The sequence below is a fragment of the Pirellulales bacterium genome (assembly GCA_035939775.1).
GTDB lineage: Bacteria > Planctomycetota > Planctomycetia > Pirellulales > DATAWG01 > DASZFO01.
Genome location: DASZFO010000297.1, coordinates 1 through 26,073, shown reverse-complemented (window position 1 = coordinate 26,073; position 26,073 = coordinate 1). Strand labels below are relative to the sequence as shown.

The window sequence follows — 26,073 nt, the reverse complement described above, 5'->3', positions numbered from 1 at the left end:
ATGGGTTGCATGACCTCTTCGCCGGCTCGCTATCGATTCAGTTTTGGCTGTTGCCACGTCTTCAGCATGGCGATGGTCGTGGTTTCCGCCACCGTCGGACTGAAGGCCGCAACCATTCAGATGATCGACGACAAGCCGGTATTCGTGACGGCCACCCTTTCCGGTTTTGAAGGTGGCACCGGCTGGAAGGTCAACAGCAAAGACAATCCGTCTTCGCCCTTTCCGTCGTCGAACGTCCTGCTCTTAACCAACAGCAATTCCGACGAAGCCCGCAGTGCGTTTTATGAAAAGCCAATGACGATCGTCGCCGGCGCCAGCGGCTTCACCGTTTCGTTCACTTACACTCCGTCCGGCGACAAATGGGCTGACGGCGCGGCGTTCGTCCTGCACAACGATCCGCGCGGCGCGTCGGCGCTTGGCGGATACCGCGGGGCGCTTGGTGTTGGAACTGAGAGCGACGGAACCCCTATCGCGTCCAGCGTGGAGTTCGAGATCAATATTTGGAAGACGCCCGGCATCGCCTGGGTTAGCAATGGCAGCACGGGGACGTACGACGCGACCGGATCGGTCAATGTCGGCAGCGGCAACCCGATCGACGTGACTCTGACGTATGCGCCCGCGACAACTACTCTCTCGGTCAAACTGGTCGATCAAGTGACCAAGACAACTTACTCCACTTCGTACCGTACGCTCAACGTGACGAGCATTCTGGGAGGTTCAACGGCCTACATCGGATTCACGGGCGGCGGCCATCGGGCGACTCAGCAGATCAGCAATTTCTCGTATTCCGTCGCCGGCGCAACTCTGCCGAGGGCCGACGACAAATCGGCCGCCGGGCCGTTCAAGCTGACAGGGTTCGGCGGCTCTGGCACGGGTTGGAAGGTCAACAGCGACAAAGGATTCTTTACGCCATTTCCCTCGGCGAACACATTGCAACTGACCGATAACACCGACGGCGCCCGCAGCGCGTTCTATGAAAAGCCGGCGCCGGTCATCGCCGGCCACCGCGGATTCGCGGCGTCGTTCACGTACAAAGCGTCAGGTAATAAGCAGGCCGATGGGGTCGCGTTCGTCTTGCAGAACGATCCCCGCAGCGCCTCGGCTCTCGGCAGTCACGGCGGATCGTTTGGAGTTGGCGCCAGCCACGACGACGCTCCGATCTCGCCTAGCGTTGAGTTTGAGATCAACCTCTATTCGAAGCCCGGTGTCGCATGGCGGAGCAATGGCGAGACCGGGTCGTACGATTCGACCGGATCGGTCAACGTCGCCAGCGGTCATCCGATCGACATCAACTTGAGCTACGATCCCGCGACGACGACCCTCTCGGCCAAGCTTATCGATCAAACCACGAAGGCAACCTATTCCACGGCGTACACGACGCTCGACGTGGCGAAGATCTTAGGCGGTCCGACGGCCTACGTCGGATTGACCGGCGCCTGCGGCGGCTTTGCTTCGATACAACAGGTCAGCAATTTCTCCTATTCCCTCGGCGACACAACCGGATCGTCCGCCGGCGCCGATCGAATCGTCGGATACGAAAGCCGCTCGCTGGTCGTGAAGCCCGCCACCGAGGCCGTCGAGAAGAAGATCGCACTCGCGGACATTATTTCGATCATCCTGGACGACAAAGACCGCGCCGCGCCGGGGACATCGGCCAAGTCGGATCACTCGGCCGCTTCCAGCGGCTCACAAAAACCGGGCGCCCGGTGGCGCGTCGAGTTGTCGCCGACCGACCATATCACCGCCTCGATCGGCAATTGGACGGACGGCCAGTTGACGCTCGCCATCGATTCGCTCAAATCGGCGACACTGAGAGTCCCGGTCGATCGGGTGCGCGCGATCTGGTCGAGCAACGCCGCCAAAGTAAAGCAAGCCCAAGACCTGAACGTCGCCGTCGAATCGCTAGATGTTGCATTTGTCGAAAGCGACGGCAAGGTGAAGTCGGTGGCGGGCGTTGCCGACGGGTTGGACGGTGAGTTTCTCAAATTCAAATATGAAGGGGCGGAGCGAAAGATCAAACTGGATCGCTTGGTGGGTGTATTGCTGGCGCAGCGCGAGTTGCCGGCCGAAAAATCACTGTACGAAACATTTGCTCTCTCAAGCGGTGATGTCGTTTCCGGCCGGATCGAAGCGCTGGAAGGCGGCACTTTCCACATCGCGCCGTTGTGGACGGCTCCGGCAGATGATCGAGCTGGCTTCAGCCTTCCTTTGGCAGCGCTCGCCAGAATCGAGATCGTCGGTGGGCGAGTCGCTTGGGTCGGCGACCTCAAGCCGATCGCGGTCACACAAGTCCCCTATTTCGACCGGCTCATGCCCTATAGAGTGAATGAAAGCCTGACCGGCGGTCCGCTGGCCCTGGCCGATGGTGTCGTCGCCCGCGGCATCGCCGTCCATTCGAAGTGCGTGCTGACCTATGATATCGGCGGCGGCTTCGAGCGGTTTCGAACCAAGCTCGGATTTCAACAGCCGGAGGGAAAAATCGGCCGCGCAGCCGTCCGAGTTCTCGGCGATGGAAAGGTGCTTTGGCAAGATTCCGATCTGAAAGGAGACGCCGCGCCGACCGTGCTCGACCTGAACGTGGCTGCCGCCAAGACGCTTACTCTCGAAGTGGGTTTCGGAAAGAACCAAGACGTCGCCGGCCGCGTCGTCTGGGGTGAGGCGCGGCTGATTCGAAAGCAATAGCTGCCGGCTTTCTTCTCCGAGCCGTGTCAGAATCCGCCCACCCGAGCGTGTCATTTACTGGAGCCTCTCGATGAATCCAGCCATTGACACTCGGTATTCGCTACTGATGCGGGTTTGCGACCCGGCGGACAGCGGAGCGTGGGGGGAGTTTTGGCGGCTGTATCAGCCGGTCGTCTATCGCATGGCGCGGCGGTTTGGCTTGCAGGACGCCGACGCCAACGATCTTACGCAAGACGTGCTAGCGGCGGTCTCTCTCGCGATCCGAACGTGGCAGCCAGATCCCGAGCGCGGACGATTTCGCACTTGGCTCTATGCGATCGTGAGAAATAAGACCATTGCCGCCATGCGCAGGCGCCGAACCGGCGATTGCGGCACGGGGGACACCGACACGATGCGCCGTCTGCAAGCCAAGCCGGTGGAGGCTGGCGACGCGTTCGAACTGGAAGTTCGCCGGGCGGCGTTTCACCAGGCCGCCGAGCGGGTGCGCGCGCAGGTGCAACCGGCCACTTGGGAAGCCTTCTGGCGAACCAGTGTGATGGGAGAGCCAATCGACAAAGCGGCCGACGAGCTGCGAATTTCGACTGGTTCGGTTTATGCCGCGCGGAGCAGAGTTTTGGCGCGGCTGCGGAGCGAGATTGAAGCGATGCTTGGCGAAGAATCGTGAGAGCTGTTGGAGTTCCGGCTCCAGCCGGTGTGCTGCCGCCTAAAGGCGGAACTCCAACGAAGAGGACCGATCCATGACAAACGCAACTTGTGATCCCGACCTGTTGTCGCATTTTCTTTCTGGCGAGCTTTCCGCCGACGTGGAACGGCAGATCGTCGAGCACTTGAACACCTGCGGTCAATGCCAGCGGCAAGTCGAGCGGCTCGCCGGCGGCGAACGCTGGTGGCAGGAGGCCCAGGTCTTTCTAAGTCCTGAGCGCGAAGATGCGTGGTCGACGACGTCGATCGTTCTGCCGCTCGCCGAAGGCGATGGCGACGACGATCGCGACGACGATCGCGACGAGGAGGCCGCGCCTCCCATCTCGCTGGAATTCCTGTCGCCGACCGACGATCCGCACAGCCTCGGCCGGCTGCGGACGTATGAAGTTGTGGGCGTCGTCGGCCGCGGCGGCACCGGAATCGTGCTGAAGGCATTCGACGGCGCCTTGAATCGGCTGGTCGCAATCAAAGTTTTGGTCCCGAACCTCGCGACCAGCGCCGCCGCTCGCAGACGGTTCGCCCGCGAGTCGCGGGCTGCCGCGGCCGTGGTGCACGAGCACATCGTGCCGATCCACGCGGTCAGCGAGCAGCAAGGCTTGCCGTTCATCGTAATGCAGTATGTGCCGGGCCGCTCGTTGCAACAGCGTCTCGATCAGCAAGGGCCGCTGCCGATCCGCGAAATCCTGCGAATTGGAATGCAGACGGCCGCGGGGCTGGCGGCGGCGCACGCTCAGGGACTCGTCCATCGCGACGTGAAGCCGGCGAACATCCTGCTCGAAAACGGCATCGAGCGGGTCTTGATCACCGATTTCGGCCTGGCCCGCACGGTCGATGAAGCGAGCCTGACCTGCTCGGGCGTGATCGCGGGCACGCCGCAGTACATGGCCCCCGAACAGGCCCGCGGCGACGCCGTCGACTACCGCACCGACCTGTTCAGTCTCGGAAGCGTGCTCTACGCCCTCTGTGTCGGGCATTCGCCGTTTCGCGCCGAGACGACGATGGGAGTGCTGCACCGCATCTGCAAGGAATCCCCGCGGCCGATTCAAGAGGCTAATCCGGAGATTCCGCTCTGGCTCTCGGCGATCATCGCGCGGCTGCACGCCAAGAACCCGGCCAAACGCTACGCGTCAGCGTCGGAAGTCGCGGAAATTCTGCAGCGCCACTTGGCGCGGCTGCAATCGCCCTCCGGGGCGCTCGGGCTTTCTTGGACTGAGGCCGCGCAGTCGGCCCGCGCGTGGCTGGGCCAGCACGCGCGACGAATCGGGCTTTGGGCCGGCGCCGCGGCGGCGATGGTCGTCGTGAGCGTCGTTCTGCTCAAGCAGTTCTTGCCGGCGGGCGATGACGGTCAGCAGACTGCCGCGCAGGCGCCCGGCCAGAGTCGCACCGCCGTCTCGGCGATGATCGGGACAAGCGAAGATCCGCAGTCGGATCGGATGTGGCGGCAATCGGTCGGCGAATTGAATTCGCAAATCGATCGGATCGAAGGCGAACTCCACGCCTCGACTCCCTCGCCGGAGCCGATCCGGGGAGAAATCATGGCGCTACTACAGCGACTCGACACCCTCGATGCTCCGCTCGCGGAGGACTCCCGAGTCGAGACCGATTCGCATTAACGCAATTGACCAGTCCATTTTATTGAACCACTAAGAACACAAAGGACACGAAGAACCAATCTTGATTGCGAATCCTCAGTGTCCTTCGTGGTTGATAATTCTCGATCATTGTCTGTGCAATGTTGCTGGTTGTTACCACGCGATCCATCCAAGGAGAATAAATCATGCGGAAGAAACTTACTATTGGCTTGCTCTGCGGCGCGGCGATTTGCAGTGCTGTGATTGCATTCAGTGAAGTGTTCGGCCAGGAGAGGCCGGAAGGGCCGGTATTTCTCCAGAAAGGGCTGGTTGAGCCTGGCTCTCGGGGAGAGGGAAATGTCCTTTACTATCGGTCGCTGGATGGCGGAAACCGGCGCGATGCGGAGCTAAACGCGAAAATTGACGAACAGTTGCACAAGTACACCGCCGCCAAAGATGACGGCGAGCGCGATGCCGCGAAGAAGCAGATTCAAAGCTCGCTGACCGAGCTTTTCGACATTCGGCAAAAGGAGCGCGAAGAGGAGATCAAGCAGATCGAAGACCGCGTCGCTCACCTCCGCGACACGCTCAAGAAACGGGAGTCGATGCGGCAAGAACTGATCGACCACCACTTGACGACTTTGATTCAAGACGCCGAAGGCTTGGGTTGGGGAACGGAAGGCGCCCGGGAGAAGCACGCTATCATGACTTACACCGGCCCTGGCGGAAGCCCGGCGGCCGTCCCGCCCGCAGTCCCCGGCCAGATCTACCGGATTCCGAACGCGCTGGCGCCCATCGAAAGATGAATCTGAACGCAGGCCTTGAAGCCAGGCAGGGAGCGCGTTTTGATCACGCCGCTTCCGCCTGGCTTCTTCGTTTTCTCGTAAACTCGTTTGATTGTCTCGTCCAGCCGCACTGCTCACCAGGCCGCTTGATCGGCGTCGATTCCTTCGGCGATTCACAAGGATTGGCGGAACTCATCGTCGAACACTCGTGCGATCGAGTGGGCATGACGCTGGTTGAAACGGAATTGCAATCAACGGATAATACCACCGTAGCCAAGGCCGCGGAATTCCCACCCTTCAACACCTTTTTTCCTTTTATTGGAAACGGAATCGCCATGATAGCCCGCCTCCGACTCATGATCTCGTTCGTCGCCGCCATCGCCAGTTGTCTGCCGATCGCCGACCTCCGCGCGGCGGATGCGGCAGAGAAATCCGGCGCTACGGAGAAGGCCGCTCCGGCCGAAGAAACCAAGGAGCAGCTCGACGCGCGGATGAAATGGTGGCGCGAGGCGCGGTTCGGGATGTTCATTCATTGGGGCGTCTATTCGGTGCCGGCCGGCACTTGGAACGGCAAGCAGATTCCCGGCATCGGCGAGTGGATCATGAACCGCGGCCGGATTCCCGTCGCCGATTACGCCAAGTTCACCGAGCAGTTCAACCCGGTGAAATTCAACGCCGATGAATGGGTGCGGATCGCCAAGAACGCCGGGCAAAAATACATTGTCATCACCGCCAAGCACCACGACGGCTTCGCGATGTTCCATTCCCACGTCACTCCGTACAACATTTATGACGCCACCCCCTTCAAACGCGATCCGCTGGCCGAATTGGCCGAGGCCTGCCGCAAGCAAGGGATCAAGCTCGGCTTCTACTATTCGCAGGCCCAAGACTGGCATCACCCCGGCGGCGCGGCCGCCAAAGGAGGCCATTGGGATAAAGCCCAAGATGGCAGCATGGACGATTACATCGACCAGATCGCCGTGCCGCAGGTGCGCGAGCTGCTCACCAAGTACGGCGACGTGGCCGTGCTGTGGTGGGACACGCCAGTGAACATGAATCGCGATCGCGCCGCCAAGCTGCACGCATTGCTCAAGCTGCAGCCGCAAATCATCACCAACAATCGCCTCTTCCGCGGCGATCCGGAGTTCCGCGGCGACACCGAGACCCCCGAGCAGAAGATTCCCGCGACCGGCATGGATCGCGATTGGGAAACGTGCATGACGATGAATAAGACCTGGGGCTTCAAGAGCTACGACAACGATTGGAAGAGCGCGCAAACGCTTCTCCGCAATCTGATCGACATTGCCAGCAAAGGGGGCAACTATCTGCTCAACGTCGGCCCGACTTCCGAAGGGGAAATCCCCGCCGCCAGCGTCGAGCGGCTGCACGAGATCGGCGCCTGGCTCGCCGCCAACGGCGACGCCATCTACGGCACCACCGCCAGCCCGTTCGGCAAGCTCACTTTCGATGGCCGCTGCACGCAGAAGCCGGGCAAGCTCTATCTGCACGTCTTCGCCTGGCCGAGCGACCGGAAGGTGCTCGTTCCGGTGACGAACGATGTCCGCGCCGCCTATCTGCTGACCAAGCCCGACGAAAAACTGACCGTCACCTCAGCCGCCGATGGAAAGACAATCGCGCTCCCCGAGATCACACCCGATCCGAACGCGACGGTGGTCGTAGTCGAGATCGAAGGCCAGCCGCAAGTGACCAAAGCCGGCGAGGCCCCCGCGGCCACCAAGCGGCTCTGAGGATCCAAGCGGGATGCCGAGAGCAGGTTACGTCGTCACGCCCGACGCGCGATTTAGAACCGCAGTGGCGCGGCACGCCAGCCACCCAGCCCTGGATCGCCAGGCGAATTCGAATCTCCCTGGTCGGTCCGCGGCAAGGAGGACTTTTCGTCCGGCAACGTCGCCGGCAGCGGAAGTGTGCGGCGGGCGATCGGCGTGCTTGAGGGTTGTTCGACTGGCTGCGGGTTCGTGGACCGTTTGCCGGCCTCGCCGGGGTTTACGGCGTTTTTCCACGCCAACTGTCCGCTGATCTCCTCCGGTGCCGGGCTCTCCACGGCCCAGGGCGTGAACACCGGGCGCGTCGGAACCGGATGAAAGTTGGAATGCGGGGCCAGGATCGGCGCCGGCGTATCGGCACTGCTATTTCCGTCTTGGCCATCGTCCTGACGACCGGCATTCCGGCGGTGATTGCAGCAGCCACAGTCGCGGCACTCCATCGGTTCCTTTTCGCCGAACAATGTCGCCAGTGGAAATGGGCCCCGCGGCATGCAGCCGGTCGCGATCAGGGTCGCCAATGCAAGCAGCCAACCAGCCATTTTGCCGCTCGAATTAGCCATGCGCTAGCTGCCACAGAATCGAGATGGATCCAGTTTTCGAGACAGCGCGCGGAAGACCGCCATCGCACCGACTCCGCAATCAAATCGGATTACGCGACCGGAAACTTTCACGTAACCGGAAAACTCAGCCCATTTATCGTTTAACCCGGAGCCAACGGCGACGGTTTGTCGGAGTGAGGCTCTCCGTCGCCGTTGGCTCCGGGTTGAACGAACCGATATGTGTCCTTACGTTTGGGACCGATCGTCAGACTCGTGCTTGCCCGAATCGCCTGGAGCCGCCAGTTTCATAATCAATTGAAGCAATAAGAAGACGACGAGAAACCCGACCAGCCAATACGGCCACGCCCGCAAGGCATCTGCTAGCTTGACGAAGCCAGCCTTGCGGGCGATTGCCTCGACCACGCCGACGGCGAGCAGCAGGCACAATCCGGCCAGCAACAGCCCGCAACCTAGCGAGGTCATCGTCCCTTTGAAGGTGCCGATGTCCGTGAATTCTTCGTTGTGCAATTCGATCGAGCGCCCCTTGGCGAGGCTGCGGTCGATCGCTTCGGCCAGCTCGACCGAGCGCGCGGCGTCGTTCCAATCGGCGGCCGGCGGTTCGCCTTCAATCGCCGCCGCGAGTTCTTCGAGCGCGGCGGCGGGAGCGTCCCACTTTTGAAATGGCTCCGTTTCCGATAGGCCGTCGAACCGCGTTTCCAATCGCCAGGCAGCGTTGTCGGGCATGAGCAGGATGGCCTTGCCGCGCGTGCCGACGACGGTCAAGCTCCCGCGCGGCGATTCCTCCACCGGTCCGACGGACCATCGAACGGCGAGCGAACCAGGCATGGTCATCTGCACTCCGAGGTTCGCGTAGGTCCCTTCGTCCGCGGCCGATCCGAGGGCCGAGAGCTTTGTCACGTCGCAGCAGGTGGCGCGGATCAGATCGACGTCGCGGGCGAACTGTGCAAGCACGGCGGATTTATCGCGGCGGCCAAGCGACCGCTCGAAGACAGCCTGGCCAATCGCGCCGATCGACGAGTTTTCGCCCTCTGCAATCAACGCGGCCAATTGCGCCGCCGCCGGATGCCAGCGCCACGGCAAGTCGGCCAGCATCACGCAGCCCGTCTCGCGACGGATCATGTCCAGCTCATAGTAAACGAGCATCGAGTCGAGCACCGGGTGCGAGACCAATAGCGGCATTGCGGCTTGAACCAGTTTGCGAAGCTGATCGGCGCGGAACTCTTGATCGGGCCCTCGGGCCACGAGCACCGCGTCGACCGGATGGCCGTAGAGCAGCGTTTCCCAGGCGATTTCCGCGCGGCCGGGCAGGCTCGCGCGAAGCCGCGCGATCGATTCGACTTCGTGGCCGGTGACATCCTGTTCGGTCAACAATACGATCTCATGCAACCCCTTTTCCAGCGCGCGGCGAGCAATGGCCAGCATCGCATCGTCGGCTCCCAGCAGGGCGAGTTTCATGCGGTTGTCGAAATGACGAGTGGCGATTGATGAGCGGGTAGGGTGTGTCAAGTCCGCGCAGACGCACCGGAACGCTGCGAGACGTCGACTAATGCCGGAGTACAGGCGGCGGTGGCCGGAACATAGCGAAGCGGTGCTCCGGCTGTGGTGCTGGTGCGGCTTCGGCGGCCGCCTCCAGCCCCAGCCACCCCACCGCACGGTTGACTAGTGCCAGAATACAAGCGGCCCGCTGGTTCGGACAGGGGCTACCCGAACTCATCCGCCCTTGTGCTATCCGTCGACCGCCATGAAAATGATGCGGGAATACCCAATGCGGGAACGTCGAAGCGTCGGTAGGGTGCGACAAGCCACAGCGCAGGCGCGCCGAGGGGCAGGTGAGATTGGCATTGCGGCAGGTTCCGGTGCGTCTGCGCGGACTTGACGCACCCTACGGCTTCGTCCTTAGGCATTAGGCGTTCGACATTTTCCCCCTAGAGAGGCTGCCACGCTAACTCCTGCCGAAGAACTAGGCCTGAGCGGTTTGAGCCTCGATAGCCGAGTGCGTAAGGCCTTTTACGCGCTGCCGTCCGAGGTGCTGGCAAATCTGATTCGGAAAATGACGGTCGAATCGCGGCGGCGGCGGCTCATTTATCAGCGCGATGGCGTTGAAGAAATCATTCGCGTGCTCGCCCGGCCGACCGGAGTGATGCCGGATCAATTGGCCTATCTCCATTTCGTCACGCTCACGATCCTTAACGCGCTCAAGCGGCTGCCCGAGATGTATTTGGCCGATCCCGAGGTGCGGGCGGTCGTGCCGCTCACGGAGGCCGAGGACCGATGGCTCCGCGACGCCTGGGGACCGAGCCAGCGCGACAACAATCCGGTCATCGGCCGGCTCGATGGCGTGATTGAATTCACCAGCCCGATGTGGAAAGATTCGCTCAAGCTGATCGAGCCGAACCTGTCAGGCGTCGGCGGGATCCATCTTTGCCCGACGGCAGAGCAGTTGCTGATCGATCTGGTGCTGCCGGTTCTGCAGCGGCACGATCCGAAGCTCGTGATGGAGCAGGGACAAGACCTGCGCGAGTTGTTCATCCAAGAGCTGGTGGATCATCTCGAAGCGATCGGCCGCAAGGGGCACCACGTCTGCTTCATCGAACCGAAATACTCCGGCACCGGGATCGACGAGCAGGCCCCGCTGGCCGAATACTATCTGCAGCGCCACGGGCTGAAGATCATGCACGCCGATCCGGCGGAACTTCATATTCGAGACGGCGAGGTCTGGTATGAAGATAGCCCGGTCGATATCGCCTATCGCGATTACGAGGTCCGCGACCTGATCGCGCTGGAGCACGAGGAAGGGGTGAATATCGAGCCGCTACGGGTGCTGTTCCGTGAGAACCGGATCATTTCATCGCTGGCCGGAGAATTCGACCACAAGAGCGCTTGGGAGATCCTGACCGATCCGCGATTCGGCAAGTATTTCAATCCCGATGAGCGGCAGGTCTTCCGCCGGCACGTGCTTTGGACGCGGCTGGTCTATGATCGCCGCACGATGCTCCCCGACGGCAGCACGGGAGACCTGCTCGAATTCGTCCGCGACGAGCGCGAAATCCTGGTCCTCAAGCCGAACCGATCGTACGGCGGCGACCGCGTCGTGCTCGGCCATCTCGTGAGCCAGCCGGAATGGGAAACCGAGATCGAGCTGGCGCTAGCCGATCCCGCCAATCCCTGGGTCGTGCAGCGGTTGGCGGCGATCCCGGTAAGCGAATTCCCCGTGCTCGACGGCGACGGCAGCGTGCAGGTCGAGCCGTTCTATTTGGTGATGGGATTCGCCCCGACGAAGTTTGGCGTGGCAATCCTGGGGCGGGCATCGCAAAAGCAAGTCGTCAACGTGGCCCAGCGCGGAGGCATGTGTGCGGTGCTAATCGGCCGCCCCGTCGGCCGTCTAATCGGACCGGATGCGGTGGGGTAAGGGGCCAGAGGCCGGAGACCAGGGGAAGCGCAAGCGGATGTTGACGAGAGAAACAATACACGCGGTAAACTAATGCCATCCGACGCAGGCGGATGCTTTTCCCTGGTCCCCGGCCTCTGGCCCCAATGCTTGCTGAAGTCATCTCCATCGGCGACGAACTCACCAGCGGCCAGCGGCTGGACACGAATAGCCAATGGCTCAGCGAGCGGCTGGGGGAACTCGGCTTGCGCGTGATGTATCACACGACCGTGGCCGACGATCTCGACGCCAATGTTCGGGTGTTTCGCGCGGCGATCGAGCGGGCCGATGTCGTCGTAGCCAGCGGCGGCTTGGGACCCACCGCCGACGATCTCACGCGCGACGTTCTCGCCGCCGCGATAGGCCGGGAACTCACGCTCGATCCGGCCGCGCTGGAGCACATCGAGCGGCTCTTCGCGCGGCGGCAGCGGCCGATGCCTGAGCGCAACCGCGTGCAGGCGATGTTCCCCGCCGGCAGCCGCGTGGTCCCCAATCCCGAAGGAACGGCGCCAGGGATCGATTTGACGGTGCCCCGCCAGTGTACTCCTCACGCTCCGCGTGAGGACGTTCGTCACGCGGAGCGTGACGAATACACTTGCGCTCCGAATGAGGATTCACCGGCGGGCGGCACATGCCGCGTGTTCGCTTTGCCGGGCGTTCCGGCTGAAATGAAGCGGATGTGGAACGACAGCGTCGCGCCCGCGATCCGCGAAATGCTCCCTTCCCCGCGCATCATTTGCTATCGCCGGATCAAATGCTTCGGCGTCGGCGAGAGCGACTTGGAAGCGATGCTCCCGGACTTGATCCGCCGAGGGCGCGAGCCGCAGGTCGGCATTACCGTGAGCGGGGCGACGATCACGCTCCGCATCGCCGCAACCGGCGAAAGCCGCGAGGCGTGCCTGGCCGCGATGGAGCCGACGGTCGACACGATCCACGACTGCCTCGGCGATCTGGCGTTCGGCGAAGAGGACGACGAGCTGCAAGACGCCGTCATCCGCCTCTTGGCCGCCAAAGGAAAAACGCTGGCAACCGCGGAATGGGGCACCGGCGGACTAATCGCCGATTGGCTTTCGACCGCGCAGGATAGTGCTCTGCACCAACTCGGTGGCTTGCCGCCGAATCTCCCTCTCCCTCTGGGAGAGGGACGGGGTGAGGGTGAAGCACCATCGACTGCCGGTTCCCTTCGCCCTAACCCTCTTCCAAAGAGAGAGGGGACAGATCAACTCCCCAACGCACCTTACCTGGGCGGCTTTGTCGTCACGTCGCCGCAATCACGCAGTCAGCTCATCGAATCCACCGGCCATGCCCTTCCCCCCGACGCCGCGACGGAATCCATCGTCAGCGCTCTCGCCGCCGCCGGCCGGCTCCGCCTCAGCTCCGACTATGCACTGGCCATCGGCGAACTTCCCTTATACGACCCAGCCGCGCCCGTTCCACCGCGTTTCTACTACGCCATCGCCACTCCCGCCGGCATCCGCGCCCGCTCTTCCCCCTACGCCGGCCCTGCCGACATCCTCAAACTCCGCGCCGCCAAACAAGCGCTCAATCTCTTGAGGCTCGAGCTTCTTCATGCATAAGCCGAAGCCCAGGAATGCCCCGTGAATGGCGCTTGGAAGGACAGTATGTTTTATCCGACCGAATCCCAGGCGTGAACGCCTGGGCTACGTAAACCTGAAGGGGCAATGACGCTCATCGCTCTCTTCACTCGCTGCTAGCCGCGTCACCGCGGCGGCTCGAATTGGCGGATGAGCTGCGTGTTCTCGATGCTCCAGACGCGGAGGATGCTGTCTTGCCCGCCGGCGACGACGGTTTTGCCGTCGGGCGTGACCGCGAGGGAGTAGAGGAAATCGCTGGCTCCGCCGAAGTTGCGTTCGTTGCCGCCGTTTTCCGTGTTGTGCAGCCGCACGGTGCGGTCGCCGGAGGTGGTGAGCACCCGCTGGGCGCCGCCGACGTAGCTGATCGCCGTCACCTCTTTGCCGAAGCCTTCGATCGTGCGCCGTTGCTCGCCGGAGGGAACGTCCCAGATCTTGACTACGTTGTCCGCCCCACAGCTTGCCAGGCCCTTGCCGTCCGACTGCCAGGCAACGCCGAGCACGTGATGCGTGTGCCCTTCAAACGGCTTGACGAGCGCACCGGTCGCGGTGCTCCAAACCTTCACGAACCGATCGGCCCCGCAGCTTGCAAGCTGCTCTCCATTGGGCGAGAAGCGGACGCAGAAGATCGTGTCGCTGTGAGCATCCGGAATCGTACGGACGACGCTGCCGTCCGTGGGATTCCAGAGCTTGAGTTCGCCGCTCCGCGATGGTTCGCCACTCCCCGTGGCCAGAAGCTTGCCATCGGGGCTGAAATCGAGCGCGATCACGCGATCGACTAGAGTCTTCGGATCCTCCGGACCGCCGATCGTCCGCGCGAGCGTCCAGGGAGCTTGCGCGTTCCAGAGCACGGCCGATTTGTCGGCCGCGGCGAGGATCGCGCCAGCGCCGGCGTAAGCCAACGATTGGACCGCGCCGCTCTGGCCGGAAAACGTGTCGGCGGGAGCGCCGTTTTCGGCCGACCACGTTTGCACGAGCGCGTTGTCGCCGCCGACCGCCAGATAGAGGTTATCGGGCGAGAAGGCCAGCGCTCGCGGCGTCGCCTCCGAATCCTTGGCCTTTTTCTTGCCATTTGCAGCGGCCGACTCCGCTTGTTTCTGGGCGCCTTCGGCTTCGTCGGCGGCCTTCTTCAAGATCGGCAGTTCTTCGCTCGCCTGCTTGGCAGCTTGCTCGGTCGTTTCAACGCGACGGGCGGCAGCCTCAACGGCCTTTTCCGCGCGCTTGACCTCGCGCTGAGGCTGCTTCGCCGCAGTGGTCGTTTCCTCGACGCGGCGCTTCGTCTCGGCCACTTTCTTGTCCGCCTCGGCGCCCGCCTTCTTGGCGTCGTCGGCTGCCTTTGCGAGATCCTTGTTCTTTGAATCCTTCTCGACTGCGGCCTTGGATTCATTGAGCTTTTCGGCCGCGGCTTTCGCGGCCGCGACGGCGGACTCGGCCTCTTTCGCCGCGGCGGCCCTGGCATCGAGGGCAGGTTTGGCGGCGGCCGACCTTTCGGCAAGCTCCTTCTCGGCGGCAGTCTTGGCCTCCTTCGCCTTCGGGATGGCGTCGGTCTCTTGCTTCAGGCGGTCTTCGGCTTCCTTCAAGAGTCGCTTCTGGTCGGCTACTTTGAACCGCGCGACATCGACAGACCGATCGAGCCGGCCAATTTCGACGCGAGTGCGAAAATCGCCGCGCAGCTCGGCGACGAGCTGATTGTTGTCCGCGTTCCAAAGCTTCACCGATTTAGTCGCACCAGCCGAAGCGATCCGCTTGCCGTCGGGCCGAACGGCAATGGCCGTGACTGCGCCGCCATGCTGAAGCTGGCGCGACGAATTACCGCTCTCCACATTCCACTGCCGCGCTGTCCCATCTTCGCTGCCGGAGATGATTTCCTTGTCATTGGTCGGCAGGGTGACGAGTGCCGTGATCGGGCCGCCATGCCCCTTGAGTTCCTTAAGCGCCGTAGGCGGTTTACCATCTTTCGCGTCCTTAACATCCTTCGCATCCGGCAGGGCCCAAATGCGAATCACATTGTCGGCGTGGCCGGTGCAGATTTGAGTTCCGCCGGCGGCGAGCGTGAGCGCGTTGATCGGCGCGGGCGTATCGATTTGGCCAGCCGATTTGCCATCCATCGTGGTCCAAACGCGGATCGACTTGTCGAGCGAGACGGAGAAGAGCTTCGTGCCGTCCGCCGAGAATCGCAGACCGGTGACTGCGGCGGTGTGGCCGGTGCATGTTTGCAGCGATTTGCCGCTGGGCAGCTCCCAAATCCTGATCGCACCGCCGGATTCCCCGGTGACGGCCAGCCTTCCGTCGCCGCTCACCGCCACGGCCCGAATCGAATCGCTCGAGCCAGCCAACTCGGCGAGCTTCGTATCATGCGGCCGGCGCCAGAGCTTCACCTCTCGATAGCCGCCGGAGGCAAGCAGATCGCCCGAGGGATCGAACGCCAGCGATTGCACGAGATCGAGATGGGCGATGCCGGGGGCCTTCGCGCCGGACCGGCCCGCCAGGGCCGGATCGACGAGCCGCGCGACCTGGGCGCCGGACGACAGGTGATAGACGACAATGTCGTTCGCGCGGCCGCAGGCGACGAACTGCCCGTCGGGAGTAATCGCCACGGCGAGGATCGGGCTGACCGTCGGCGGCAGCTTTTGCCACTTGAGCGGCGCGGCCGAGCCCGTGACCTGCCCGGCCGCCCCTTGATCGATCCAGAGCTTGATGAGGCCCAGCTCGTCGGGCGTGAGGGGCGCCGCTTTCACGTTGTTGTCCACCGGCGGCATCGTCGGATCGTCGAGATGGGCGGCCGCTTTGAGCATCAGGCTTTCGCCGCTCTTCTTGGGCACGACGGCCGGACCGCTATCGCCCCCTTTGAGAATCGTCTGGGGAGTTTCAAGCACGAGATGATCTTCCGACTTCGTGCTGTTGTGGCAGGCGATGCAGTTGCGGCGGAGAACGGGAAGCACCTCCGTCTCGAAATCGACCGGTTTGTCGCGCTTCAGATCGGCGATGGCGATCGGCGTCGCTTTGGCCGACGATTTCGGCCGCACTTTCTTCGGCGCATCGTCGGCGCGAGCCGCTGTGCAGACGAGCGTCCCGAACGCAAGCAACAACACAATCGGCGCGATTTGCAGGAACGGACGAGCGATCATGATTTCTTGTCTGGCGGCGTTGTTGTCTTGTCGGAGTCCGGCTTCGCGCTGGAGTCCTGTTTCTTTTCCGTTTCTGGCTTTTTCTCCAGCTCGGGCTTCTTTTCGGGATCGGGCTTCTTTTCGGCCGGCGGGGGCATGTCCACTTTCAATGTCACCGGTTGATCGGTTTGAAGCGGCTGGCCGTTGAAGTTCATGCGAGCGCGAACGGTGAACGGGTGATCGCCGAGCGGGACCTTCGGATCGAGCTGGATGGTGAGTTTGCCGTGCGTTTGCCCGCCCGGAATCGAGACCTCGCTGACATGCAATCCTGCGGCGGCATTCGGATCGGCCAAGGCGACGGTCACGGAGTCGCTGAAGCCATAGAGACGATTGAGCGTCAGCGGGATTTCGACTTTGTCTCCCGGCTTGGCCGGACTTGCCGGCGCGGCGATCGCAAGCGTGATCGGCGTGGCGGCGATCTTTAGCGTTGCCGGAGTCGTGTAGAAGATGGCGAGCACATCCCGCGGTTGGGCCTTTTCGTTGGCCAGCCGAGCGCGCTCCGCGGCGGCCTGCTTGTCTGCTGCAGCGGCCTTGCTTCGTTCGGAAGCGGCGTTGGCGGCAACTTCCGCCGCGCTCTTGGCGTCGGAGGCGGCTTTGGCCTTTGCAGCGGCGTCGTTGGCCGCCTTTTCGACCACCACCATGACGGTCAAAAAGGAAGCGACGGCGGTCTCGGTCTCTTTGACGGCCTTGTCGGCGGCCGCCAATTGGGCGGCGGCTTGCGCGCTCTTCTCAGCCGTCTGTTTGGCGGCCTCTTCGGCGGCCTTCTTTGCATCGGCGAGCGCCTTGGCCTTATCCGGATCGGTCTCGGCGCGTTTCTTGTCGACGGTTTCCTTGGCCTTGGCGGCTTCCGTAGCCTTCGCAGCGGCGTCATTGGCCGTCCTTTGCGCGGCAACTTTAGAATCCTGAGTCGCTTTCAAGCTGGTTTGTGAATCGGTCAAACTTTTGCTGGCCGTTGTCAGCGCTTCGGCCGTTTGCTTGGCAGTGGCGGCGGCGTCAGCAGCGACTTTGTCGGCAGCCGCTTTGTCGTCGGCCGATTTCTTCGCGGCCGCAGCGGCCTCGGTCGCGAGCTTCTCCAATTCCTTGACGGCCTCGGTGGCGGCAGCAGCCGTTTCCGCTTCGTGTCGATAAGTGACGTGCGTCGCCACGCGGCAGGAAAAAGTGTAATCGCCCGGCGGGACTCCATTGCGAACATCGACTTGCAAATTGCCGTCCGTCGCGCCGTCGCCGATATTCATCTCAGGAATCTTCAACTCGCGCGGCAAACCGGCGGGAATCAATTTCAGGTTGCGCTTGAACTCGCCGCGGCGCGTAACCTTCACCGGGATTTGCAGCTTCCCGCCGATCGATGTTTCGAGCGGCTTGCCGTCGCCCAATTGAACGCCCGACACGGCTAGGTCGCTGCCGCAAATGGCCAACGGAACATGCGAGCACATCCGGAATCGGACCGGCTCCTGCTCGCGGTTGTTGGTGGTCCAGACAATTGTTCCCGCCCGCGCTTCGCGAACCATCTCCGCGCCGTTGATCTTCGCCTTGCCGCTCAGTTTGAGCATCCCGCTCCAAGGGGCGACTCTCTCCGCGGCGCTGAACACGAGCGTGCCCACGTCCACCCCCGGACCCAGCGTCGCGCCGGAGCAACTGATCCCTTCCGGCAGGCCGTCGACGCCGACATGGACTTCGCCATTGAAGTTGTCGCGCCGCGCGGCGATCACTGTCACCCCGGTGGTTTCCCCTTTGTGCAACAGCGGCGTCCACATCGGAATGCGGTTCTGGTTCTCCGGATCCTGCGGTGGCTCTACCACGGCCGTCAGCCGAAAATCGGGGCTCTCGCGGCGCACTGCCAGCCGATAGACAAACCGTGGATTGCCGCGCGACTGATAATACAAATCGCGCACGAGAAGCCGGTAGGCGCCGTCTTCCGGCGCAGTGAAGCGGAGCCAAGGATCATTTCCCGCGGTATCGTAGCGCGTTTCGAGCCGCTCGTGCTTGTTGCTCGGCGGCGGATCATCGACCTCGGCGATGTCGCTGGCTTCCTCGACTCCCTTGTCGTTGCGCTTCACGCGCTGCACGAGCAGATAGGGGTCGGTGGTCATTCCCATCCGCTGCGAATAGACCTCGATCCAATAAACGTCTCCCTTCTTCGCGTCAAATGTATACCAATCCTGGTCGCCGCGCGGATTGAATTGGCCGACGATCTCGCAGGGCGGAGTGATCTTCTGAGCTTGCTGCGCAGTATCGTTCGGCTCCTGCTCCGCAGTGACCGGCGCAGTGGCGTAGAAGATATTGACCGGGTTGGCGTCACCGCGCGGCGTCGGCAGGCGATACGCGAAGGCATCGAGGAACGATTCCGACGGCTCGACGATCGAGTTGATCGGAAGCTGCTGTTGCGCGGTCGGATCGGCCGGCAACTCGATTTCGACTTCGACTTGTTCGAGCGGCTTACCGTCGGCGGTTTTCAATTCCGAGGGCGCGCTGTTCGGCAGATTCCGGCCGTAAAGAGTGTACTTTCGTTTCGTGCCAGCCAGTCCGGCCGGCGGCATGATGAAATCGACCAGCGGATTAGTCGAAACATCGAGACGATAAAAGTACTCGCCGCCCCCTTTATAGAGGAAGTCGTAGAGCTTGACGGTGTACGAGCCGTCGGCTGGCACGAGGTAGTCGAGGAGCAGATCGCTGTGCACTCGCTCCTTGCCCCGAGCCACTTCGCGGCCGTTGGCGTCGAGGAGCACGATGGCCGGATCCATTTTCGAGTCGAGCCGGTGCGCCCAGCAATCGACCAGCACGCGCTGGCCCTTCTTGGCGGCGAAACGGAAAAAATCGGCCCGCTCGGGGCTCATCTGGCCGTTGACCGATGATTCGAGCGGCACTTCTTTTGGCGCGGTCGGCGAATTCCCCGCCTGGCGACCATCCACTTCGTTCAAATTGCCGACGATGAACGCCCTCGGGTTCGAGACGCCATACTTTCCCACGGCGCGAACTTCGTACACTCCGGTCGGGACCGCCGCGGAAATGGTCGCGGTGAATTGTCGCTCCAGCGGATGCGGCGCCTTTTCCGGCTGGCTTTCCGCGCTCATCTTTGGCGCGGCCGTGATGCCGGGATGCGAGAAAATCAGCGCATGCGCGTCGTCGATATCGACGCCGATTAGCGCGACATCGACGCTGGTTCCCACTTTGCCGCCGGGCGGAAAAACGCTGGTCAACTCGGCCGTGGGCAATTGCGCGCGGACTGTGCCGCAACACAGAAGTGCTCCGGCAGTCAGGAACCAGCGATGAATTGGGAGACAGACGGCGTGGCGGAAGAATCTTGGGCGAGACGCATTCCTCATGCAACGGACCTTTGGGCATTTACGCGTGAACTTCTACAATCTCCGGCCGGGCGACATAGACCATCTGCATCGCCACGTCGATGTCCGCCGGGTCAGCGCCGGTTCGGTCGAGCGCTTCCCTGAAGTCGGCGGCAATGGCATCGAACTCGGCGTCGGTGATTCTCATTCCGGCGTGGATCTCCCGAAGACTTCGGCCAGTATACGAATAAGGGCCGCCGGCCGTGGCGCTGATGATCTCAAACGCGGTCCTCTTCGCATCCGCGACCGCTTGCTCGTCGAGTGGAAATCTTCCGCCGCGAGTGTAATTGACTTTTGGGTCGTGGATCGCCAAGGTGACGAATTCGTCCACCACTTTTCTAAGGATCCGTTCGCCGCCCAAGCGATCCCATAGCGTGCTGGTTGAAACGGCCATGTTTCGCTCCTTAATGATTGAATAAGAACTCCTTGGTATTAATCAGCGCCCAGACGATGTCTTCATAGGCCGCCTTGTCGTTCTTGGTCTTGGCGATGTGCGCGACCGCCAAGGCCGTTTCTTCGGGAGCGGGCCGGCGCGAATAGAACTGCAAATAGAGCCGCTCGATTTTCTGCGCGTGCGTGTGCTGCTGGTCGGCGGCGAGCGCCGCGGCCCGGCCGCTCGCTGCGGACAGCTTGTTTTGCACTTCGGCCGAGTTCAATAAGTGCAGGCTCTGCGCCAGATTCGCCTCGTTGCTCCGTTCGCATTCGCAGGCGCTGGCCCCTTCCGGCCGGCCGAAGACGGTAAGGAAATAGGAATTGAAGCCCGTGTCGGGCAATTGCATCGCACGAGTTCCCGCCGGCAGCCCGTTGAACTTTTCATCCACCCCAGTCACCTGATCGATGGCGTCCAACAGCGACTCGGCCTCGAGCCGCTTGGGATAGTAGCGCGAGTAGCTCTGCTTGTCGCCGGCGTTGAACTGGTTCGGCTCGGCGCTCAGTTGATAGACGCGCGAGTTGCAGATCGTGCGGATCAAATGCTTGAGGTCGAACTTGCTCTCGGCGAAATCGTTCGCTAGCGCATCGAGCAGGGCCGGGTTCGTGGCCGGATTGGTCACGCGCATGTCGTCTTCCGGCTCGACCAGCCCGCGGCCGAGAAAATGCTTCCAATAACGGTTGGCCAGTGCCCGAGCGAAGAAGGGATTTTTGGAGTCGGCCATCCAATCCACCAGCGCTTGGCGAGGATCCTGATCGGCGCTCAGGTCGAGCGTCTTCGCGCCGAGTCCGGCCGGTTTCACCGTCTGTCCGCTCCGAGGATTGACGGCCGTGGCCACGCCGCGTTGATGGAAAATCCGCTCTTCGCCCACTTGCATCCCCTTCTTTCGCCCGACGCGCGAGAAGAAGGCCTCGAAGCCGTAGTAATCCTGCTGGCTCCATTTTTCGAACGGATGGTGATGGCAACGGGCGCATTGAATCCGGAGGCCGAGGAACAGTTGGGCCGTGTCTTCCATTTGCTGGTTCGTCTCTCGCACCGAGCGATACCAGGCCACCGGCGGATTCTCCCCCATCTCGCCCGAGGCCGTCAGAATATCGCGCACGAACTGGTCGTACGGCTTGTTCTCGTAGAGGCTTTGGCGAATCCAATCGTGGAAGAGATACGTGCCGTGGGCAAAGCTCTCCTGCTGCCGCTTGTTCCGCAGGATTGAACTCCATTTGTTGGCGAAATAGTCCGCGTAGGCTTCACTCTCCAAGAGCCGATCGATCCATTTCTCGCGTTTGGCCGGATCAGGGTCGGCCAGGAATTTCTCGGTCTCCTCGGCGGTCGGCAGGCGGCCGGCGATGTCCAGCGAAGTGCGGCGGAGAAATGTCGAATCGTCGCAGTTGACTGAGGGCGGAACGCCGAGCGTCGTAAGCTGCTGGAAGACCAGTTCATCAATAAAGTTCTTCGGCGCAGGCAAATCCTTCACCACGGCCCCCAGCGGCAGGCTCGCGCGGAACACCGCGACCTGCCCCTGATAGCGCGCCATCACTGCCACCGTGCCCGACAAATCGCGGGCTTTCACCAACCCCGTCGGAGTGACTTCGGCCATCTCGGTGTCGTTCGGCTCGAACTGGGTCATCGAAGTGACGTCCTCTGTCGAGCCGTCCGTGTAATGCGCGATGCAGACCAACTGCTGTTGGCCCTTTGGCGGCAAAGTGCGCATCGTCGGCAACACCTCGATCTGGCTGACCTTGGGATCCTCCGGTTTGCCGAACGGTAGCCCTTGCTCGATCCAGCGATAGATCAGGCGGTACGGAATGGAATCCTTCTCCATCCGCTGGCCGCCACCGTGCGGCACCTGGCCAGTCGCCTTCATCAATAACAGGCTGCGCTCAGGGGCGGCAGGAAATAGCCGCCGGCCGCGCCCTTCTTTCACGAGATGGTCGTAATCCTCACTCGGCTCGAAGCCCAAGAGCGAAAGTCGAAAGCCATTTTGCCCGCTCGCCTTGCCGTGGCACCCGCCGCTGTTGCACGAGAGCTTCGTGAATACGGGGACGATCTGATTCGGAAAATTGATCGGCAAGTCGCTGACCAAATGGCTGACGCCCAGCTTCACGGTCGCGCTCGGGCCGGATGCATCCTTAGCTGTGATCGTGGCTTCTCCTTCCGCGAGCGGCAAAATCAAGCCGGCGCCATCCACCTTGGCGATCGTGGCCGGCTCGACCGAATAGCTGATGCCGCGGGTCAGGTCGCGAACCTGCCCGGTCGAATAGGTTCCAGTCACGAGCAATTGCCGGCGCGAGTCGCGGCCGGCGAGCGTTAACCGATCGCCGGCATCCCCCAGATCGAATGCAATGCTCGTTAGCGTGCCGGGGCTATCGACGGCGGCTGGCTTGTCGGCTGGCTTCGGCGCCCCTTCATCGGCCGCTGCATTCCATAGTGCCAAAACCGAAGGAATCAATGCCGCGCCGCCGATCAATAAGACCTTGGAGGCTATCCGAAAACCGCCGGGGACTGTCCCCTTTTGTGGAGTCTTCGCAACAAAAGGGGACTGTCCCCCTCTCCGCAGGCGGTTTTCGGATAGCCTCCTAAAGAGCGTCGCCCTGATGCGCATGTGGATTCCTCCTTAATCAATCGATCCCGGGCCGACGAAGCCGGCTCGTCTCTTTCGCAAGGAACGCAGACTGTTGGATACAGAACGACCGATGATCTCAGCGTTTCCGCTCATCACGCTCGCGGCGACCGCAGCAAGGGCCGCGATCGCCGCGGTCAATTCGGCAAATCGGAGATTCAGGCAGGCAGGTGTTGGCAGGCGAGGCGGGGGTCTCAGGGTCTCCGTTTGATTTCCCCAGTCATTAGCCTAACGAAACCAGAAACAAATGGCAACTATTTTTCCTTGCTCCCATGGTCGAGAGAGCCAAACGTCGCCTGGGCGTGCAACGCCTCCGCCAGCCGGCCGAGGTATTCGCGGCGCGATATCTCGATCGCACCGAGACTTTGCGTGTGTGCCGTGAGCTGCTGAATGTCGAAGAGCCGATAGCCTCGATCTCGGAGATGCCGCACGAGCTGCACGAGCGCAACTTTCGACGCATCGCGGACGCGATAGAACATCGATTCGCCGGCATAGAGCCCGCCGATCGTCACGCCATACGTCCCGCCGGCAAGCTGGCCATCGCTCCAGACCTCGACGCTGTGGGCATGGCCCAGCTCGAAGAGCCGCTGATAGGCGGCCATCATGTCGCCGCTGAGCCAGGTGCTCCAGCGGCGCGATTGCGCGGTGGCGCAGCCAACGAGCACCCCCGCGAAATCACGATCGCTCGTGACCGCGAATTGCCCCGAGCTGCAAGTGCGCTCCAATCGCCGCGAAACGTGGAACCGATCCAGCTCGAAAATCGCCCGCGGATCGGGAGACCACCACTGCATGCGCGAAACCCGCGGCACGATCGGCCAAGGAAAAATCCCGCTCCGATAGGCATCCAAGAGCCAGTCCGGGCTGAGCGCACCGCCGATGAACACCAGCCCTTCGGGGTCGGCCGAATCGGCGGCGGGAAAGCGAGTGGGAGGCACCGGAAGACACCAGAGGTCGGAGGTCAGAGGTCGGATTTTGACGAGCCGGAAGTGTAAGCGCCCGGAGTTTGAAAATCGAACGCAGAACGAATGCGGCATCCAAAATGCAGTAGCATTTCACCACGTGAAGTAACTGCTTCATTCGACAACAGAACGTGTCGCCGATCAACGCGAAAACGATATACTAGGAAACTGAAATCTGCTGACTTCTGACCTCCGGGCGCTTACGCTTCCGGCTCGCCGACCTCCGTCCTCCGACCTCCAACTCGACCCCGATTCTCATGGACACATTCCCCTCTCCTCCCTCGCCGCTCCAGCCTGCCCCGCGTCCTGCTTCCCGGTTGCCGATGCTGCTGGGCGTGCTGTTGGCATTGCTGGTGCTTCTGTATCTGCCGAACTACCTGCAGCGGGTCGAATACTCCAAGATGCGCGGCGAGGTGCAGGCGATCGATGAATCGCTCGGCGGAGACCTTGGCCAAAAGTTCGGCTCGCTGGGAAAAGCCTTCGTGCTGTTGGCCAAGAAGGCCGCCCCGAGCGTCGTACACATCGACACGACGCAAAATCAGCTTCGCAGTGGCGGCGGCCTCTTCGGCGGCCTTGGCGTCCAGGAAACTGAAATGGGCGAGGCCTCGGGCGTGATCGTCGAATCGAATGGGTACATCGTCACCAACAACCATGTCGTGGAGGATGCTCAGGAGGTTTCCGTTACGCTCAGCGACGGCACCCGTTACGATAACGCCGAGGTCGTCAACCGAGATCCGGCTTCCGACCTGGCGGTGATCAAGATCCCCGCGAACAATCTCGTCGCGGCCGAATGGGGCGATAGCGATCAGGTCGAGGTCGGCGAGATGGTGCTCGCGATCGGCAATCCGTTCGGGCTGGATCGCTCCGTGACGTTCGGAATCATCAGCGCCAAGAATCGCCACGACGTGGGCGATGGTCCTCCGAAGGATTTCTTGCAGACCGACGCTGCAGTGAATCCTGGAAACAGCGGCGGCCCGCTCATCAACATGGGTGGCAAGATTGTCGGCATCAACACGGCCATTTATGGTCCGACATATCAAGGCATCGGCTTCGCCCTGCCGAGCAACGCGGCCCACGCGGCCTACGACCAACTCAAAGCGGGCCATGCTGTCGTCAGCGGATACTTGGGCGTCAACCTCGCGCCAATCACACCCTCTCTAGCCCGCCGGTTGGGCCTGAAAACGCTCAACGGGGCAATCGTCGCCGGCGTAGCTCCCGACTCGCCCGCCGCCAAGGCCGGCCTGCAAAGAAACGACGTCGTCACCGCCTGGGACGACCACGCGATCGAAGACCCGAACCTGCTCCGCCTCCTCGTCGCCCGAACCAAAGTCGGCACGACCGTGAAAGTCACCGTCCTGCGCAACGGCGAAGAACTCAAGCTCGACATCACCGTCGCCGAGCGCCCGGCGCAATTGCGGCAGTAAGCTCTAAATCAGACAAGACTAAAACGGGAACGGACTGCGATCGATGCTGCCCTCCTGCCCGACCGTCACGGCTTGGCAACGATCGAGCTATTGCTGGGTGCATTTGGCATCGCAGCGCGCGGCGCTGACAAACGCGCGTCCGACGTACCGATGCGCGTAAGGACGCGGACAGAATGGCCGTTCCGAGAGCCGGGCGGAGCGTCAATTACCCCGTGTTTGGACGAATTCTCGGCAATTTGATTGATGACGTCACCCCTTGGTCATAATTCACATTGCTGTTTCGTGAGCAGTGTTCGGCCTTTCGAGGCGTGAGAGGCCAAGTCTTCAGGGCCATCATAGGCTTCGACCTCGGTCAGCATCGAAGAGATTGTGTTACCATTGGGAATTCGCCTGACCAGCGAAGCGCCGATGATCTCTTTGGCGACATCGAGTACTGGCCGCTCGAAGAATTTTATGGGCAAAATCACAAAACACCCTCACCCCGTCCCTCTCCCATTGAGGGCGAGGGAGAACGAGGAGGAGACAATCACCGCCACGGCGGATGTTCCACTCGGCGGTTTTCAAACTACTTCTAGACGCAACCGAGAGCTTTTAACAGGTCCTGCAAAGTGTTCTGCAGCTCGCTGCGATCCGATTGCTGCCGCTCGCTCAGCGGTTGGCGGCTTGGGCCGAGGTGGATGCCGCGGAGTTCGACGGCGGTGTGGAAGCCAGCGGGGAAGTCGGCGGAGTGGAGCATCGCGTCGAAGAGATCGAGCACGCGGTATTGGAGCTTCATCGCCTCTTCGGTCCGGCCAGAGCGGGTAAGGTCGTAGAGCGATCGCATCACTTCCGGGACGACGCCGGCCGTGGCGTGTGTGCCGCCGTTGACGCCGATCAATAGCGACGGGACCAGGAGCGCTTCCCAACCGGTGAGGAAAGCGAAATCGGGGCGCGCCGGCCGGACCGCGGCGATCATCCGCATCATGAAGGTCAAGTCGCCGGAGGAATCTTTGATCCCCGCGATCCGCGGCAGCTCGGCCAGGCGGCGGATCG

At 62.2% G+C, this 26,073-nt stretch carries 17 protein-coding genes; 8 read left to right on the top strand and 9 right to left on the bottom strand.

What is annotated here, in order from left to right; all coding sequences use genetic code 11:
* The first annotated feature begins 9 nt into the window (after positions 1-9).
* The 5 genes from VGY55_18560 to VGY55_18540 all read left to right on the top strand — a co-directional run bounded on the left by VGY55_18560 (position 10) and on the right by VGY55_18540 (position 7,488).
* Positions 10-2,682 carry an NPCBM/NEW2 domain-containing protein gene (locus VGY55_18560; protein ID HEV2971982.1) on the top strand — a complete coding sequence of 891 codons (2,673 nt, stop codon included), beginning with the start codon at positions 10-12 and terminating at the stop codon, positions 2,680-2,682.
* 70 nt (positions 2,683-2,752) lie between these two features.
* Entirely contained in the window at positions 2,753-3,346 is a 594-nt protein-coding gene (locus VGY55_18555; protein HEV2971981.1) for a sigma-70 family RNA polymerase sigma factor, read from the top strand.
* A gap of 73 nt (positions 3,347-3,419) precedes the next feature.
* Positions 3,420-4,997: a protein kinase gene (locus VGY55_18550; GenBank protein ID HEV2971980.1), complete on the top strand. Its 1,578-nt coding sequence runs from the start codon at positions 3,420-3,422 to the stop codon at positions 4,995-4,997.
* A 164-nt stretch (positions 4,998-5,161) separates the two neighbouring features.
* Positions 5,162-5,761: a hypothetical protein gene (locus VGY55_18545; protein HEV2971979.1), complete on the top strand. Its 600-nt coding sequence runs from the start codon at positions 5,162-5,164 to the stop codon at positions 5,759-5,761.
* A 314-nt stretch (positions 5,762-6,075) separates the two neighbouring features.
* Positions 6,076-7,488: an alpha-L-fucosidase gene (locus VGY55_18540; GenBank protein ID HEV2971978.1), complete on the top strand. Its 1,413-nt coding sequence runs from the start codon at positions 6,076-6,078 to the stop codon at positions 7,486-7,488.
* A 53-nt stretch (positions 7,489-7,541) separates the two neighbouring features.
* Here the strand turns inward: VGY55_18540 and VGY55_18535 are convergent, their stop codons facing one another.
* Both VGY55_18535 and VGY55_18530 read right to left on the bottom strand, forming a co-directional pair.
* Complete coding sequence (locus VGY55_18535; GenBank protein HEV2971977.1) at positions 7,542-8,063, bottom strand: hypothetical protein; 522 nt, start codon at positions 8,061-8,063, stop codon at positions 7,542-7,544.
* Positions 8,064-8,309: 246 nt separating this feature from the next.
* Positions 8,310-9,539 (bottom strand): hypothetical protein, encoded by a 1,230-nt coding sequence (locus VGY55_18530; protein ID HEV2971976.1) that lies wholly within the window; start codon positions 9,537-9,539, stop codon positions 8,310-8,312.
* A 538-nt stretch (positions 9,540-10,077) separates the two neighbouring features.
* Between VGY55_18530 and VGY55_18525 the strand changes: the two genes are divergently transcribed.
* Both VGY55_18525 and VGY55_18520 read left to right on the top strand, forming a co-directional pair.
* Entirely contained in the window at positions 10,078-11,493 is a 1,416-nt protein-coding gene (locus tag VGY55_18525; GenBank protein HEV2971975.1) for a hypothetical protein, read from the top strand.
* Positions 11,494-11,618: 125 nt separating this feature from the next.
* On the top strand, positions 11,619-13,088 hold the full coding sequence (locus VGY55_18520; protein HEV2971974.1) for a molybdopterin-binding protein: 1,470 nt from the start codon (positions 11,619-11,621) through the stop codon (positions 13,086-13,088).
* Between the two features lie 143 nt (positions 13,089-13,231).
* On the opposite strand, the gene VGY55_18515 is transcribed toward VGY55_18520, so the two are convergent.
* From VGY55_18515 to aat, 5 genes are all read right to left on the bottom strand, one after another.
* On the bottom strand, positions 13,232-16,231 hold the full coding sequence (locus tag VGY55_18515; protein ID HEV2971973.1) for a c-type cytochrome domain-containing protein: 3,000 nt from the start codon (positions 16,229-16,231) through the stop codon (positions 13,232-13,234).
* Positions 16,228-19,593 (bottom strand): PPC domain-containing protein, encoded by a 3,366-nt coding sequence (locus VGY55_18510; GenBank protein ID HEV2971972.1) that lies wholly within the window; start codon positions 19,591-19,593, stop codon positions 16,228-16,230. Before VGY55_18510 ends, VGY55_18515 begins: the two co-directional genes overlap by 4 nt.
* 19 nt (positions 19,594-19,612) lie before the next feature.
* Positions 19,613-20,005 carry a group 1 truncated hemoglobin gene (locus VGY55_18505; protein HEV2971971.1) on the bottom strand — a complete coding sequence of 131 codons (393 nt, stop codon included), beginning with the start codon at positions 20,003-20,005 and terminating at the stop codon, positions 19,613-19,615.
* Positions 20,006-20,015: 10 nt separating this feature from the next.
* Positions 20,016-22,640, bottom strand: a complete 2,625-nt coding sequence (locus VGY55_18500) for a DUF1549 and DUF1553 domain-containing protein (protein ID HEV2971970.1) — start codon at positions 22,638-22,640, stop codon at positions 20,016-20,018.
* A gap of 272 nt (positions 22,641-22,912) precedes the next feature.
* Positions 22,913-23,593 (bottom strand): leucyl/phenylalanyl-tRNA--protein transferase, encoded by a 681-nt coding sequence (aat, locus tag VGY55_18495; protein HEV2971969.1) that lies wholly within the window; start codon positions 23,591-23,593, stop codon positions 22,913-22,915.
* A gap of 281 nt (positions 23,594-23,874) precedes the next feature.
* Between aat and VGY55_18490 the strand changes: the two genes are divergently transcribed.
* Positions 23,875-25,041, top strand: a complete 1,167-nt coding sequence (locus VGY55_18490; GenBank protein HEV2971968.1) for a trypsin-like peptidase domain-containing protein — start codon at positions 23,875-23,877, stop codon at positions 25,039-25,041.
* 260 nt (positions 25,042-25,301) lie between these two features.
* Here VGY55_18490 and VGY55_18485 read toward each other — a convergent pair whose 3' ends face one another.
* Positions 25,302-25,508, bottom strand: a complete 207-nt coding sequence (locus VGY55_18485) for a DNA-3-methyladenine glycosylase (protein ID HEV2971967.1) — start codon at positions 25,506-25,508, stop codon at positions 25,302-25,304.
* Between the two features lie 104 nt (positions 25,509-25,612).
* Positions 25,613-26,073: dihydrodipicolinate synthase family protein (locus tag VGY55_18480; protein HEV2971966.1), on the bottom strand; the 461-nt coding region annotated here is incomplete at its 5' end.

Coding starts and splice junctions, on each gene's coding strand:
- VGY55_18550 (HEV2971980.1), top strand. CDS start 3,420: ATGACAAACGCAACTTGTGATCCCGACCTGTTGTCGCATTTTCTTTCT.
- VGY55_18505 (HEV2971971.1), bottom strand. CDS start 20,005: ATGGCCGTTTCAACCAGCACGCTATGGGATCGCTTGGGCGGCGAACGG.
- VGY55_18540 (HEV2971978.1), top strand. CDS start 6,076: ATGATAGCCCGCCTCCGACTCATGATCTCGTTCGTCGCCGCCATCGCC.
- VGY55_18530 (HEV2971976.1), bottom strand. CDS start 9,539: ATGAAACTCGCCCTGCTGGGAGCCGACGATGCGATGCTGGCCATTGCT.
- VGY55_18510 (HEV2971972.1), bottom strand. CDS start 19,593: ATGAGGAATGCGTCTCGCCCAAGATTCTTCCGCCACGCCGTCTGTCTC.
- VGY55_18545 (HEV2971979.1), top strand. CDS start 5,162: ATGCGGAAGAAACTTACTATTGGCTTGCTCTGCGGCGCGGCGATTTGC.
- VGY55_18535 (HEV2971977.1), bottom strand. CDS start 8,063: ATGGCTGGTTGGCTGCTTGCATTGGCGACCCTGATCGCGACCGGCTGC.
- VGY55_18560 (HEV2971982.1), top strand. CDS start 10: ATGACCTCTTCGCCGGCTCGCTATCGATTCAGTTTTGGCTGTTGCCAC.
- VGY55_18520 (HEV2971974.1), top strand. CDS start 11,619: ATGCTTGCTGAAGTCATCTCCATCGGCGACGAACTCACCAGCGGCCAG.
- VGY55_18515 (HEV2971973.1), bottom strand. CDS start 16,231: ATGATCGCTCGTCCGTTCCTGCAAATCGCGCCGATTGTGTTGTTGCTT.
- VGY55_18500 (HEV2971970.1), bottom strand. CDS start 22,640: ATGCGCATCAGGGCGACGCTCTTTAGGAGGCTATCCGAAAACCGCCTG.
- VGY55_18490 (HEV2971968.1), top strand. CDS start 23,875: ATGGACACATTCCCCTCTCCTCCCTCGCCGCTCCAGCCTGCCCCGCGT.
- VGY55_18555 (HEV2971981.1), top strand. CDS start 2,753: ATGAATCCAGCCATTGACACTCGGTATTCGCTACTGATGCGGGTTTGC.